Consider the following 14,837-nt stretch of genomic DNA (forward strand, 5'->3'; position numbering starts at 1 on the left):
TTGCGATTTTGACATAGATAGCACAATATTTTTGCCAAAATTCAGGTTTCCGACCCCTCGTCCCATAAAAAAAGCCCCTGCCAACAAAGACAGGGGCTCGCAACCTTAACCATAACCACATGGTTTACATCAATTCGATAGCAATGAAAACATTTCTACCTTGTCTGTTTACACGCAGCAGAACTGCTTCGGTTTCATCATCTATATAACTTTGAATGGCTGAATAAAATTCATTGGGATTGTTAACTTCATTCTCGCCAACGCGCGTAATCACATCACCGCGTCGTAATCCCTGCCGGTATGATTGACTGCCCTGGGAAATATTAGTTACAACAACGCCTTGCACGTTTTCACTCAAGTCAAGTTGATTACGGATGTTGTCATTTAACCCATCCACAGAGAAACCGAGAGTTTCGCGGAGATCGTTTCTCTGTTCATCATTCATATCATTGGTGCTTGCAAGCTGATCAGGACGCTCTGTCAGTTCTACTTCAAACTCCATCTCTTCTCCATCGCGAATAATTTCAAGCGCAATCTCATCGCCGGGTTTTTTGCTGCCTATAGCAACCTGGAAATCTCTATAGGCACTGACCTGTTCGCCATCAAGACTTACAATTACATCTCCTTCCCGGAGTCCTGCGTTTGCAGCCGGTGTATCTGGCAGAACTTCACCAATAATTACACCTCTTGCACTTTCGAGGCCAAGAGCGCTTGCCATGGTTCTGTCTACGGTACTACCACCAATTCCGAGATAACCTCTTGCTACTCGTCCCTCGGTGATCAATGACTCCATCACATCGCGGGCCATATTGACCGGTATTGCGAAACCTACTCCCTGGTTTCCGCCACTTCGGCTGGCAATTGCTGTATTAATTCCGACCAGTTCACCATCAAGGTTGATAAGTGCACCCCCCGAATTACCGGGATTAATAGCCGCATCGGTCTGGATATAATTTTCATACACATTCAGTCCAACTGATGACCGTCCGCTTGCACTTACAATTCCCATTGAAACTGAATGGGCAAGGTTCGGATTCAACGGGCTTCCAATTGCCAAGACCATCTCCCCAACGCGGATACTTTCACTATCTCCCATCGCGATGGCAGACAGATCTTCTTCAGATTCAACCTTTAAAACGGCAATATCACTGGCAGGATCGGTTCCTACAATTTCTGCATCCACTTCATCACCGTCAAAAAACCGGACGTTGATCTCATCGGCATTTTCAATCACGTGATTGTTTGTGATGATATATCCATCGTCAGAAACAATCACGCCTGAACCCAATCCCTGGCGCTGATATTCACGTTCCTGGTCAAATCGCGGATCATCAAAGAAGAATGAAAAAGGCGATTGTTGTCGCCTTGTAATGGTTTGAGTCGTCGTAATTGTAACAACTGTTTTATTGGTTCTATCCGCAATATTTACAATTGCATCATTAAAATCCTTCAGAGTAGTGATTGGCGTCTGATCCGCGGTTGTCTCTGTCTGATTAAACGTTGGTAAATTAAAAACGGATGCGCTATTGGAGCCGTTATCCGTGGCGTAGTGTACGCCAATAAAAAGAGACACTACCGCAAACATAGCGGCTATACTAATTTTTAATCGGTCCATCTGAGAAAAATATTTGATTAGATTTTTTAATGTAGTCTAACGTAATAATTCTGTCTTATTGCATAAAATTTTGGCTATCAAAAAGATGCCGGAGGCGCATGTTCAATGCGGCTCCGGCGCTAACTAACCTGCTCTCTTTAGGGGACTAAGTAGAACAGCTCTTTAATTATTTAATTTTAATTTGTTTCTTCATCTGCTTCTCACTCTTATCAACGGTTATATTTAGTATTCCATTGTTGTAAGTAGCAGAAACACTGTCAACTTTTACATTTTCCGGCAGTGTAAAAGATCGACTGAAACTACCATAATGAGATTCTACTCTGTGATAGTGTTTATTGTCGTCTTTCTTCTCAAATTTACGTTCACCGGAAATCGTTAACGTATTATTTTCGATGTTGAGGTCGATATCTTCTTTGTTGATACCCGGGACTTCTACATCAATTAAATATTGTTCATCTGTTTCGGAAATATCGATACTTGGAGCGTATGTGCTCTGTCTTGTCGCTACTGCATCATTAAAAAACTCATCCATGATGTCTGAAAATCGTTTTCCGAATACGTCTGTGTTTGGCTGATTATATTTTATAAGTGTCATAATTGATCTCCATTTAGTTTCTAATTAACATCAATTTCACTTATAAACGTTGCAATCACAGTGCCAAACTGTTTTATATCTGAAACAACTGACAACCTTGAAATATTGTTCTGCAGTTATTTCACTCTTATAACGTTTACAGACCGTTTGACATTATACAATAGACAAGCTGTCTTTTAAAGACTGTAAACTTGGCGGAGAGATGCTTAAACCGTGATATTAGCTCTTCTCTTTCTTTTTTCTTTCTAAAATGGGTAAAGTACTACTCAATATTTGAGAGTACATTTACCCATAATAAAAAAAGGGAGATTCAACATCTCCCTTTTTTACTTCCTTTGTAATTTCAATCTATCGGTAACTCTGATTCCACTCTTTGGCTATGAGAAATGCCATTTCAAGGCTTTGCTCGTAATTCAATCTTGGATCACAGTAGGTTTCGTAGTTATGGCTGAGCCCGTCCTCTTGCAGTCCGTTGGCACCACCTACACATTCGGTTACATTATCTCCGGTAAGTTCTAAGTGTACACCTCCGAGGTAACTTGCTTCTGCGCGGTGGACATCAAATGTGAGATCAATCTCTTTCATGATATCATTAAAATTACGGGTCTTCACATTGTTATCCGTGGCATAGGTATTTCCATGCATGGGGTCGCAGCTCCAAACAACCGGATGGCCATTTTGTTTAACCGCACGTATGAACGAGGGTAGATTTTTCTCAACATTTTCTTGCCCCATTCGGGTTATGAGAACAATCTTACCTGCCTCGTGTGATGGATTGATCTTATCCAGGAGGTTCAACAAATTATCAATATCAAAAGGAGGACCCACTTTAATCCCTACCGGGTTTTGAATTCCGGTCAAATACTCAACATGAGCACCATCTAACTGCTGGGTTCTGTTACCTAACCATACAAGGTGAGAACTGAGGTTGAACCATCCCTGCTTTCGTGGAACTCTTCTTGTTTGAGCGGAATCATAAAACAGGTTCAGTGCCTCATGAGATGTATAGAGGTCTACTTTGTGAGCTGTATTAAACCTATTATTTGGAGTGATCGTCTCCATAAACTTAATAGAATTGTTTATGGAACCAACCATCTGTTCGTACTCTTTGTAAAACTCGTTGTTGTGCATAAAATCGAGTTCCCACTGCTCGGGATGCTGAAGATCTGCAAATCCTTCATCAGCTAATGCCCTTAGAAAATTCAGTGACAGCGCCGACTTTTGATAAGCTTCAATCAAACGCTGTGGGTCTGGTTCTCTAGCCTCTTTATTCGGTTTATAACTATTGATCAGGTCGCCCCGGTAATTGAGCATCTTCTCGCCATCCACAATTTCAAAATCTTTTGAACGCGGTTTCGCATACTGACCTGCAATCCGTCCCACACGAACAACTTCTGTTCCCATCTCGTGGATCATGATAAAACTCATCTGGAGCATCACCTTCAAGAGGTTAACCAGTTTGGTAGATCGGCAGCCATCGAATGTTTCTGCACAATCTCCACCTTGTAACAAAAATGCTTTTCCGTCTGAAACCTTGGCAAGTTTTTCCTTCAGTGCTTCAATTTCCCATGACGTGATCAGAGGAGGCAGGGCTTTTAATTCTTCAAAAGAAGCTTGCAATTCCTCGGTATTGGGGTATTCTGGGAGTTGCGTAATCTCTTTATCGTTCCAGGAAAGTGGGTGCCATCCCCGGCCTTCCATAAGATCAGGGACTTCAATTTTATTTGCTCGTTTGGCGATTGTACTCATTGTTTCAATTACATGGGGTTAAAAAGACACTAAATATAAGCATCATTTATCGAATTGATAAAGTTTAAATATGTTCATTCATATATAACGTTAAATGAATGCGTTTCTTTTTTTCCTTGTTGAGATGGATGTTGTTCTTACAAACTCTTTGTATCTTTAAAGTTTTAATCTCAATCCACTCCAATTGCAAGAAAACATTGTTATTCGCGGAGCACGCGAGCACAATCTCAAAAATATAGATATAAACATTCCCAGGGAGAAGTTCGTGGTTCTAACCGGAATTTCCGGATCTGGAAAATCATCCCTTGCATTTGATACTATATATGCGGAAGGTCAGCGCCGATTCCTGGAATCTCTTTCTGCATATGCCCGGCAATTTCTGGGTATGATGGAGCGCCCCGATATCGATTTTATTGACGGCCTCTCCCCCGTAATCTCCATAGATCAAAAAACCACGAATCGAAATCCCCGTTCCACTGTTGGAACAATTACAGAAATTTATGACTTCCTGAGACTTCTGTATGCACGAATCGGTGTTCCGTACTCCTATCAATCCGGCAATAAAATGGAGAAACAAACTTCCGACCAGATCGTCTCCTCTATTATGGAGCTGGAAGAAGGTACCAAAGCTTACTGCCTGGCCCCGGTTGTTCGTGGAAGAAAAGGTCATTACCGTGAGCTGTTTGAACAGATGAAAAAACAGGGATATATAACGGCACGTGTAGATGGCGAATTAATTGATCTTGAAGGCGAAATTAAACTCGATCGGTACAAAACTCACAATATCGAGATTGTAGTTGATCGATTTGTGATTTCTGATAAGAGCGAAAAACGGATTTCCGAAAGTGTACACCTTGCCCTGGAGATGGCTGACGGCAACCTGATTCTCGGCATCCAGAAGGATGGTGAAATCAACGATAAAGTGTACAGCAAAAACCTGTATGATCCCGAGAGCGGACTCTCCTATGAAGACCCCGCACCCAACCTCTTTTCATTTAATTCTCCGTACGGTGCATGTAAAGCATGTAACGGCCTGGGATACCGCTATGATGTAAGCCGGGATCTTGTAATTCAAAATCCTGAAAAAACCATCAACGAAGGTGCCATTCGGTTTTTAGGTGAGCCGAGGGATATTTTTGTTTTCAAACAATTAAAAGCCGTTTTAGGTACCGTTGATCTTGATTTTGACACGCCTATTGAAGATTTCTCAGAAGAAGCTCTGGACCTTCTCTTTGAAGGTGGCGGTGATCAGAAGTTTAACGTCAGCTATGATTTCAAGAAAAATAATGTCACCTATAAGCATAAGTTTTCAGGACTTCGATCCATCATTCGTGAACAGTACGAAGAGAGTAAATCCAACAAACAGCGTGACAAGGCAAAAGCTTATCTTTCCAAAATAAATTGCCCCGATTGCGGAGGCGGCCGGCTCAACCCGGAAGCTCTGTCTTATAAAATAGATGGATTGAACATCCATGATCTCGTGGAGCAGGATATCGCGAGCCTTCGAAAAACAATTGGAAATCTAAAACTGAATGAGCGCCAGAGAAAGATTGGTCAGCAAGTACTGAAAGAGGTAATCGACCGAATTGACTTTTTACTGAATGTAGGGCTCAACTATCTAACTCTTGACCGCGAAGCACAAACATTAAGTGGCGGCGAGGCTCAGAGAATTCGTCTCGCAACGCAGATCGGAACTCAACTTGTAGGTGTGCTTTACATCCTGGATGAGCCGAGTATCGGTCTTCATCAGAAAGACAATATCAAACTGATCAACTCACTTGAAACGCTTAGAGATCTTGGGAACTCAGTCATTGTTGTTGAGCACGATCGAGAAACCATTGAGCATGCCGACTATGTGGTTGACCTTGGTCCGGGTGCCGGAACAGAGGGCGGGTATATCGTGACCGAAGGAAAACCGGAAGAACTCGATCCCGATTCAATGACCACTAAATTTCTTCGGGATGAAGAGGTGATTCCCTACCCCGATGAAAGAAGAAAAGGGTCCGGAGAAAGCCTGAAAGTAAAGACAGCAACCGGACATAATCTAAAGGAAGTTGATCTTGAGATCCCTCTTGGAAAATTTATTTGTGTAACCGGAGTCAGTGGCAGTGGTAAAAGTTCGCTCATTAATCAAACACTCACTCCGATTTTATCGAACGAGTTTTATAACTCTAAAGATGTACCACTACCCTATCAAGAGATAGAGGGAATTGAGAATGTAGATAAGGTGATCTCTATTGATCAGAGCCCGATTGGCCGCACTCCCCGGTCGAATCCCGGCACCTACACAAAAGTGTTTGATCACATTCGATCTCTTTTTGCAGAACTTCCCGAATCAAAAATCAGGGGATATGATCAGGGTCGATTCTCTTTTAACGTAAAAGGAGGACGTTGTGAAGCATGCAAAGGCGACGGCGTTAGAAAAATTGAAATGAATTTCCTGCCCGATGTATATGTGGATTGCGAAGAGTGCAACGGCCAGCGCTATAACCGGGAAACCCTCGAAATCCATTATAAGGGTAAAAATATCTCGGATGTATTGCAGATGCCGATCAGCGAAGCAGAGAAGTTTTTTGATTCCATTCCAGCGATCAAGCGGAAGCTGAAAACTCTAAATTCTGTAGGTTTGGGATATTTAACACTTGGGCAGTCCAGCACAACATTAAGCGGTGGCGAGGCTCAGAGAATTAAACTCTCGCGGGAGCTTTCAAAAATCGGTACCGGCGATACGGTTTATATTATGGATGAACCAACCACCGGCCTCCACTTCCAGGATGTTCGAATGCTGGTAAATGTAATTCAAAAACTTGTGAACAAGGGTAATACAGTTATTGTCATTGAGCACAATTTAGACCTTATCAAGGCCGCTGATTGGATTATTGACCTCGGTCCTGAAGGCGGCCATGCCGGGGGTGAAATCATCGCTACAGGAACACCTGAAGATCTGGCCAAAAAAGAAGAAAGCTATACGGGGCGCTATCTGAAACAAGAGTTTGTGAGAGAACAAAAGCGGGCAAAAACTACTGCCTGATATAATCAGTTTTCCTTTCAAAACAAAAATGCTTTCCTTGCAGGGCATTGGTAGAAAACCAAAATACGAATGTCGGACAGGCATTCAGAAATGCCCCATGAATGTAACTTTATATGAAAAATCCACTTCGGAAATTCATTCCTAAGCAAGAAGTTATTCCATCAACCAAGGGGGGGTTAGGGACATTTGGCGGAGTATTTACTCCATCTATTTTAACCATCCTCGGGGTTATTATGTACCTCCGTTTTGGTTGGGTTGTAGGAAATGTTGGTTTAATTGGCACGTTGATCATTGTCACTCTTTCGACGTTTATTACGTTTCTTACTGCACTCTCAATTTCTGCAATTGCCACCGACCAAAGAGTGCGCATTGGCGGTGCCTATTATATGATTAGCCGGTCGCTTGGTATTGAATCCGGTGGTGCTATTGGTATTCCGCTTTACATAGCACAAGCATTATCGGTAGCACTTTACACTGTTGGTTTTGCAGAAAGTGTGGTTGGTGTCTTTCCTGAGTTAAATTTCAAAGTTGTTGGGCTTGTCACTACGCTTGCCGTTGCCATTCTTGCTATTATTTCGGCAAAAGCTGCAATTCGGGCTCAATATTTTATAATGTTTGGGATTGCACTTTCGCTGCTTTCGCTGATTTTTGGGAGCCCTATTGAACAATCGAGTATTGAAATGTGGGGTGCTGCCGATCGTCATTCTGAAGGATTCTGGACTGTCTTCGCCGTTTTCTTCCCGGCCGTTACGGGAATTATGGCTGGTGTAAATATGTCTGGCGACCTCGAAGATCCATCCAGGTCTATTCCGCGAGGAACGTTTGCAGCGATTGGTGTTGGTTATTTGATCTACATGATTTTACCCATCATTTTGGCAACTCGCGCTGATGCCCTCACCCTCATTGAAGACCCTCTAATCATGAGAAAAATGTCATACTGGGGGGATGCCATTCTCATTGGTGTTTGGGGTGCTACATTATCAAGTGCGGTAGGTAGTATATTAGGAGCTCCTCGTGTATTACAGGCTTTAGCTCGTGATGGTGTTCTGCCAAAATGGCTCCGTTGGCTTGGGCGTGGTGATGGTGATGACGATTCACCACGGGTCGGCACCGTTCTTACTCTCGGAGTTGCTCTTACTGCCGTGTATTTTGGAAATCTCAATATCATTGCTCCAATACTAACAATGTTTTTCCTCACGACTTATGGTGTACTAAACATCACAGCCGGGATTGAACAACTACTGCAGAGCCCATCATTCAGACCCAAATTTAAAGTTCACTGGAGCCTTTCTTTGTTAGGAGCTTTGGGTTGTATCAGTGTTATGTTTTTGATTAACGCTGTTGCAACAGGCATTGCGTTTTTGTTTGTGATTATCATATTCATCTGGCTGCAACGCAGGGAGTTAGAATCGGCCTGGGGGGATGTTCGGCGAGGTATTTGGATGGCACTCACGCGTGCAGGTTTGATGCGGATGAGTGTAGAAACAGAAGCAAAAACATGGCGTCCGCATCCACTTGTTCTTTCCGGTGCTCCAACGAAACGTTTTCATTTGATTGAACTTGCTTCGTCCCTTACTCATAACAGAGGTATCCTCACCATCTCTACAGTTCTAACCAGCCAAAACATTAGTCATGTTCGACAGACTAAGATGGAGCAAAAAATCCGGGATTTTCTCTCCAAAAGGAGTATCCAAGGCCTTGTACGCGTTACGACTGCAAAAAGCCCGTTTGATGGTGGAAAAAAACTCGTTGATTCCTATGGTTTAGGAGCCCTTGTACCCAATACAGTTATCCTCGGAGACAGTGAAAACACCAACTCTATAAATGAATATTGCGATATGATTGCCCACTTCAATCAATTGCAGCGAAATGTCGTAATTGTACACGACAATAAAGAAAAAGGGTTTGGCAATAAAAAAATTATCGATATTTGGTGGGGTGGCCTGCAAGGCAACGGCGGATTGATGATACTCCTGGCCTATCTCCTACAAAGCAGCCGGACATGGTGGGATGCAAAAGTACGTGTAAAAATGGTGGTTGGTGACGAAAATGCAGCTAAAAATGCGCAAAGTAATTTAAACGATGTCATCAAAAAAGTCCGTATTGATGCCAAAGCAGAAGTGCTTGTTTATGGAGATAAAACATTCAACGAGATTTTGCATGAATCTTCTGGGGACGCCGATCTTGTATTTATGGGAATGGCCGAACCAGACGAAGATTTTACCTCTTACTATAGTCATCTTCAAAAACGGTTGAAGGGTTTACCAACCACAATTATGGTTCTTGCTGCTGAAGAGATTTCCTTCGGATCTGTGCTCATGCAGGAAGACACCTTTTATGAAGAATAGTCTGGTTTCAATCAGGTTGTTAGCATTATCTTTTTCTAAGAAAAAATGTTTGTCAACTGATTGGTTTCTGTCTATTTTTACAGGTCTGATGAAAAACAGAATAGATCATATCATTCGGTCGGTTACAATCACATGCTTAATGGCAGGACTTCTTGCTCATTTGGTTGTGCCGTTTTCAAGCCAAGCCCAAAAAACGGCCTTTACCCGTTGGTTGAATCACAATGTGGTTGCCTCAGGAAATGAGAGTGAGATTAAACTCAGAAACACCATCAACGAGTTACCTGAACAAACCGGGGATTTCCTTGGATTGGTTCAGGAAGCTTCTGAGTTGGTTGCAAATCACAAAGATCATTTTAAAATCTTTGATAATGATACCGATGCAACCGATAATCCACCCGAATCGAACTGGTTAATTGATCAATGGAATAATTTCCAAAATCAAAAATCCGGATTTAATTCTGTTCTGATTGAATCTGTAAAAATTTTGTCGAAATGGATTCCGAATAGTCCGGGATTCTCATCCTTCAAGGGTGATTTTGAGAAGCATCAGACAAAAATTCTCCCAGAACTTTTTTTCTACTCTTTCCGAGCATCTACAGATCTCATACAACCTTTGAGTAGTGGTATCAGCATAAATGCTCCTTAGTTACCCTCATCCAAGTCATTATTTACAAAAATGAACTACAAAACTGTGGTTCATTATGATATCATCACCTCAACGATTTAACTCTATTTAAAAGATTATTTAAACGATTATGAATTCACAGAATAACGGATTTAAAATTGGTAGCATCGTCGTGTTTCTTGGATTGACGATCTACTACCTGTTCCCCACTATCCAGTGGCAGCTGGAACAGAGACATATGGAAAGTATGGTGCCGTCGGAGCGTGTTCAGTACCAGGAAGAGAATGCAGCTAAATTGCAAAATCTTCGAGAAGAGTCACTTTCACTTGGCCTTGACCTCCAGGGCGGTATGTATGTAACTCTTGAGGTAGGAACCCCTCAGTTACTCTTAGAACTTGCCGGCGAATATGCAGATGAAGAACTTGAAGAAATTATTCAAGTAGCAAGAGACCGATCTTTCGAACAGCGTACAGATTTTATTGATGAATTTGTAACTGAGTTTGAAACACGGAATCCCGATGGTTTGTTGAGCAGGTACTACCGTTCAGATGCGGATAATATAAATCGCAGGTCTTCGAATGAAGAAATTACAACTTACCTAAGACTGCAAAGAGATGAGGCTGTTGACCGGGCGATGGAAATTATTCGTTCTCGGGTTGACAGATATGGTGTAACCGAACCCTCCATCCTTCAGCAGGGGAACAACCGAATTGTTGTTGAGCTGCCCGGTGTGGATGATGAGGAACGTGTACGGGAGCTATTGCGCGGAACTGCACGACTTGAATTCAGACTGTTGCCAGAACCGGAAGAAATCAACGCTGTAAAACAACAACTTGCCGACTATTTCGGTAATCAAGCTCAAAATCAACAATCTGACTCACTTTCATCAGACACGTTGGGACAAGCTGACGATGAGGTAACAAACTTGCTTGAAGTTTTTGATCTTAGAGGAACGAATCAATATTCATTTGGATATACTGCGGGTCGTGATACTTCTACCGTGAACCGGCTCCTCGAACAAGAAGAAGTCCAGAGTTTCATCCCAAGAAATATGGAGCTCATGTGGGGAGCCACACCGTTTGCCGAAGATAATGGAACTGAACTTTATGAAATGATACCGGTTCGAAACCAGGTAGAGCTGACAGGTGACGTAATTTCTGAAGCTCGGGTCGCTTTTGAACCTACAACGAATGCCGCTGAAGTTTCCATGAGTATGAACGCAGAAGGTGCTCGTAGATGGTCAAGAATTACGGGAGCCAATATCGGTCGGCCGGTTGCTATTGTTTTGGACGGATATATCTATTCTTATCCAACGGTTCAGAACAAAATCAACAACGGGCAATCTTCGATTTCCGGTCTCGGCGGAGTTGAAGAAGCGGAAGACCTTGTAAACATTCTTTTGTCAGGTGCCTTACCTGCTCCGCTTGATATTATTGAAGAGCGAACAGTTGGTGCATCCCTCGGTGAAGATTCGATCCAGGCCGGCCTCTACTCTACATTGTTTGGATTAGTTGTCGTGGCAATATTCATGATTATCTATTACCGTGTCGGTGGAGGAATTGCCGATCTGGCACTTATATTGAACATCATATTTATTCTAGGAATCCTTGCCGCATTCAACGCTACTTTAACCCTACCGGGAATTGCCGGTATTGTATTGACGATCGGTATGGCGGTGGATGCCAACGTGCTAATATTTGACAGGATTCGCGAAGAGATGAGAGGCGGTAAAACACTTCGCGCCGCAATTGATAATGGTTACTCCAATGCTATGAGCGCCATTGTAGATGCCAACGTAACCACCTTTTTCGTGGCCATTATCCTTTACAGTTTTGGAGTCGGCCCCATCAAAGGTTTTGCGGTCACACTGATGGCTGGTATTGTAGCCTCATTATTTAGTGCAATTGTGATTACTCGCGTGGTCATTGATTACCTCACCCGCGACAAAACCGCTGAAGTTAACTTCGGATAATCAATTTTTTAAAGAATTTAAAATAAACAGGTACACATTATGAGATGGTTTGAAACACCAAGTTTTGATTTTATAAAAGCCACTAAAGTGGCGTATTTCCTGTCGGGTTCACTAATTATCATTTCGATTGTAGCCATTTTTACGATGGGTCTAACATATGGGATTGATTTCCGGGGTGGACAGGAATTCGTATTCGATTTTGATAACCCGGTAGACGTTGTTGAAGTTCGGAGTGAATTGACTGAACCGCTCGGCAGTACACCCGAAGTAAAGCTTTTCGGTTCTGAAAGTGAAATTCTTGTTCGGGTTGATACGGAAGAAGATATCAACCAGACAAGAGAAACAATTATTTCCAACTTCAATGAGCTCTATCCCGATAACCCGGTTTCAGTTGAGAAAACTGATCTTGTAGGTCCCCGGTTTGCTGAAGATTTACGTATTGGTGCTCTCTACTCCATAATATTTGCACTTGCTGTGGTCTTCATCTATATCTTTATCCGGTTTAAGGGATGGTACTTCTCAGCCGGGGCGATTGCAGCTCTTGCTCATGACGTTCTCATTGTATTGGGTGTCTTTACTCTAATGGCGCAGTTTGCACCGTTTGACGTAAGTATAGACCAAACTATTATTGCTGCATTCCTGACCATTGTAGGGTACTCTCTGAACGATACCGTGGTAGTTTTTGACCGAATCCGTGAAAATTCATTGGTTTACAAAACAATGAATTTCCAGGATATGATTAATAAAAGCCTCAATGATACTTTAAGCCGAACCGTTATCACTTCATTAACAACCTTGTTTGTGGTAACTGTGCTGTTTATCTTTGGAGGAGAGGTGCTGAAAGGCTTTGCGTTTGCACTCGTAATTGGAGTAATATTAGGGACTTACAGCTCCCTATTCGTTGCAAGTGCGCTCGTTGTAGAACTTCAGAAACGGGCCATGCAGGCCAAATCATAACAATGTTTAATCTGAAATAGCTGATCTATGAGTTTTAATGTTTCTGAAAAATACAACTGTGTAATTATCGAATTTAAAGGTAATGTGATGGGCGGACCCGATGCCGTCAGTTTGAATGAAGAACTTCATGAATTGATTGAAAAAGATAAAACCAATGTTGTGGTTGATCTTGGTAAAGTGAAGTTTATGAATTCTTCCGGCTTAGGTATGTTGATTGGTGCGCTTACAACCATGAAAAAAGCCGGTGGTGATTTACGAATAGCAAATCCTACCGACAAAATTGAAAGCTTGCTCATTATTACAAAACTCATTACCGTATTCAAACACTACAAAACTCTGGATGAGGCAATTGCTTCGTACCAGGAAAACTAAGTAGCTGTTAAACCTTTTAATTTTAAATATGGAGGTGTTAACGCACCTCCTTTTTTTTGGATTTTATGCCTGTACGAATTGTTATTGGAGCCCAGTGGGGAGATGAAGGAAAAGGGAAAGTAGTAGATCTTTTAAGTTCGGACGCCAAGTATGTTGTCCGCTACCAGGGAGGAGCCAACGCTGGCCACACCCTTAAGTTTGAAGATACAACCATTGTCCTTCACCTTATTCCATCCGGCCTGTTCAACGGAAACTCAAAATGTATAATTGGCAACGGTGTGGTGATCGACCCGATTGCTCTCGTTGAGGAACTCGAAGAAGTTCAATCCCACAATATTGAGTTGGAGGGCAGGCTATTTATAAGTAGCTCCGCCCACCTGATACTTCCCTATCACAAAGTATTAGACCAGGTAAAAGAGAAGAGCCGGGGAAGTGACGCCATTGGAACAACAGGACGCGGTATAGGGCCTGCATATGTCAGTAAAGTTTCCAGAATTGGCATTCGCATGGATGATCTTTTGGATGAAAATTCTTTGAATGAAAAAATCCGAAAAAATCTCAAAGATATTAACAGGGCACTTGAGAATGTATATCATGAAGACCCCCTGGATGCCAATGAGATGATTGAAGAACTGAAACCTGCCATTGATAAAGTAAAACCATTCATCTGTAACACTTCCCAAATTCTTCACGAGGCATTAGAAAACAATGAATCTGTTCTGCTTGAAGGGGCACAGGGAAGCCTCCTGGATGTAGATCACGGCACCTATCCATTTGTTACATCATCCTCTCCTACGGCAGGTGGAGCTTGTACCGGCAGCGGAATTCCCCCTCTCGCTATCTCACATGCAATGGGAATTACAAAAGCATATGTTACCCGTGTAGGAAATGGCCCCTTCCCTACCGAATTAAACGACGAACACGGTAAAACTCTCCGAAAAAACGGGCAGGAGTTTGGAGCTACAACGGGACGCCCCCGGCGATGTGGCTGGCTCGATTTAGTTGCACTGAAATACGCCGTTCAACTTAACGGAATGAATGAACTGGCACTTACCAAACTCGATGTATTAGATGATTTTAAAGAGATCAAAGTCTGTACCGAATACAAATTAGATCACGGGACAACGAAAACTTTTCCCCTTGATACTGAGAACGTAGAAAAAGCAAAACCGGTCTATAAATCTTTCGAAGGTTGGAAAACCTCAACGAGAGAGATCTCAACTTTTGAGAATCTACCGGAAAAAGCCAAAGAGTATATCGCTTTCATTGAAGATTATGTAGGAGTATCATTTAATGTGATCTCAACAGGGCCGAAGCGATCTGAAACAATTGTTCGTTCGTAGGTCCAACAAAGAAATTTCAAAAAAGTGTTGAAAAGGAATACCGAAAGGTTTTATATTTGAAGTCTTGCTGATGTAGGATTTACACAGTTTTAGATTCTTGAACAGTTGAGACGCAGTACCTATTTATTGATATTCGCGGGAATAGCTCAGTGGTAGAGTCCCGAGGCGTCGGGACCAACGAGAAGGTCACGCACCAAAAAAAATTATTGATTTATGCGGGAATAGCTCAG

The 14,837-nt window shown here is 42.4% G+C and carries 10 protein-coding genes; 7 read left to right on the forward strand and 3 right to left on the reverse strand.

Annotation, left to right across the window (positions count from 1 at the left end; all coding sequences use genetic code 11):
• Nucleotides 1-124 precede the first annotated feature (124 nt).
• The 3 genes from L6773_RS12085 to L6773_RS12095 form a co-directional block, all read right to left on the reverse strand.
• Nucleotides 125-1,615: a Do family serine endopeptidase gene (locus L6773_RS12085; protein ID WP_237854682.1), complete on the reverse strand. Its 1,491-nt coding sequence runs from the start codon at nt 1,613-1,615 to the stop codon at nt 125-127.
• A gap of 166 nt (nt 1,616-1,781) precedes the next feature.
• Nucleotides 1,782-2,210, reverse strand: a complete 429-nt coding sequence (locus tag L6773_RS12090; RefSeq protein WP_237854683.1) for an Hsp20/alpha crystallin family protein — start codon at nt 2,208-2,210, stop codon at nt 1,782-1,784.
• Between the two features lie 348 nt (nt 2,211-2,558).
• Nucleotides 2,559-3,959: a 3-deoxy-7-phosphoheptulonate synthase class II gene (locus L6773_RS12095; RefSeq protein ID WP_237854684.1), complete on the reverse strand. Its 1,401-nt coding sequence runs from the start codon at nt 3,957-3,959 to the stop codon at nt 2,559-2,561.
• 184 nt (nt 3,960-4,143) lie between these two features.
• On the opposite strand from L6773_RS12095, the gene uvrA reads away from it, so the two are divergent.
• The 7 genes from uvrA (at nt 4,144) to L6773_RS12130 (ending at nt 14,607) form a co-directional block, all read left to right on the forward strand.
• A complete protein-coding gene (gene uvrA, locus L6773_RS12100) occupies nt 4,144-6,990 on the forward strand; it encodes an excinuclease ABC subunit UvrA (protein ID WP_237854685.1) in 2,847 nt (948 codons plus the stop codon).
• A 113-nt stretch (nt 6,991-7,103) separates the two neighbouring features.
• Nucleotides 7,104-9,338, forward strand: a complete 2,235-nt coding sequence (locus tag L6773_RS12105) for an APC family permease (RefSeq protein ID WP_237854686.1) — start codon at nt 7,104-7,106, stop codon at nt 9,336-9,338.
• An 88-nt stretch (nt 9,339-9,426) separates the two neighbouring features.
• Nucleotides 9,427-9,984 carry a hypothetical protein gene (locus L6773_RS12110; RefSeq protein WP_237854687.1) on the forward strand — a complete coding sequence of 186 codons (558 nt, stop codon included), beginning with the start codon at nt 9,427-9,429 and terminating at the stop codon, nt 9,982-9,984.
• Between the two features lie 109 nt (nt 9,985-10,093).
• Complete coding sequence (gene secD, locus L6773_RS12115; RefSeq protein ID WP_237854688.1) at nt 10,094-11,935, forward strand: protein translocase subunit SecD; 1,842 nt, start codon at nt 10,094-10,096, stop codon at nt 11,933-11,935.
• Between the two features lie 39 nt (nt 11,936-11,974).
• Nucleotides 11,975-12,892 carry a protein translocase subunit SecF gene (secF, locus tag L6773_RS12120; protein ID WP_237854689.1) on the forward strand — a complete coding sequence of 306 codons (918 nt, stop codon included), beginning with the start codon at nt 11,975-11,977 and terminating at the stop codon, nt 12,890-12,892.
• A 27-nt stretch (nt 12,893-12,919) separates the two neighbouring features.
• On the forward strand, nt 12,920-13,264 hold the full coding sequence (locus L6773_RS12125; RefSeq protein ID WP_237854690.1) for an STAS domain-containing protein: 345 nt from the start codon (nt 12,920-12,922) through the stop codon (nt 13,262-13,264).
• 65 nt (nt 13,265-13,329) lie between these two features.
• Complete coding sequence (locus L6773_RS12130; RefSeq protein WP_237854691.1) at nt 13,330-14,607, forward strand: adenylosuccinate synthase; 1,278 nt, start codon at nt 13,330-13,332, stop codon at nt 14,605-14,607.
• The last annotated feature ends 230 nt before the right edge of the window (nt 14,608-14,837 follow it).

This window comes from Rhodohalobacter sulfatireducens (assembly GCF_022012475.1).
In the GTDB taxonomy this organism is placed as follows: domain Bacteria; phylum Bacteroidota; class Rhodothermia; order Balneolales; family Balneolaceae; genus Rhodohalobacter; species Rhodohalobacter sulfatireducens.

What these genes read in the sequence shown, in the direction of transcription:
- L6773_RS12085 (WP_237854682.1), bottom strand. Translation starts at nt 1,615, where the DNA reads ATGGACCGATTAAAAATTAGTATAGCCGCTATGTTTGCGGTAGTGTCT.
- L6773_RS12090 (WP_237854683.1), bottom strand. Translation starts at nt 2,210, where the DNA reads ATGACACTTATAAAATATAATCAGCCAAACACAGACGTATTCGGAAAA.
- L6773_RS12095 (WP_237854684.1), bottom strand. Translation starts at nt 3,959, where the DNA reads ATGAGTACAATCGCCAAACGAGCAAATAAAATTGAAGTCCCTGATCTT.
- L6773_RS12105 (WP_237854686.1), top strand. Translation starts at nt 7,104, where the DNA reads ATGAAAAATCCACTTCGGAAATTCATTCCTAAGCAAGAAGTTATTCCA.
- L6773_RS12110 (WP_237854687.1), top strand. Translation starts at nt 9,427, where the DNA reads ATGAAAAACAGAATAGATCATATCATTCGGTCGGTTACAATCACATGC.
- secD (WP_237854688.1), top strand. Translation starts at nt 10,094, where the DNA reads ATGAATTCACAGAATAACGGATTTAAAATTGGTAGCATCGTCGTGTTT.
- secF (WP_237854689.1), top strand. Translation starts at nt 11,975, where the DNA reads ATGAGATGGTTTGAAACACCAAGTTTTGATTTTATAAAAGCCACTAAA.
- L6773_RS12125 (WP_237854690.1), top strand. Translation starts at nt 12,920, where the DNA reads ATGAGTTTTAATGTTTCTGAAAAATACAACTGTGTAATTATCGAATTT.
- L6773_RS12130 (WP_237854691.1), top strand. Translation starts at nt 13,330, where the DNA reads ATGCCTGTACGAATTGTTATTGGAGCCCAGTGGGGAGATGAAGGAAAA.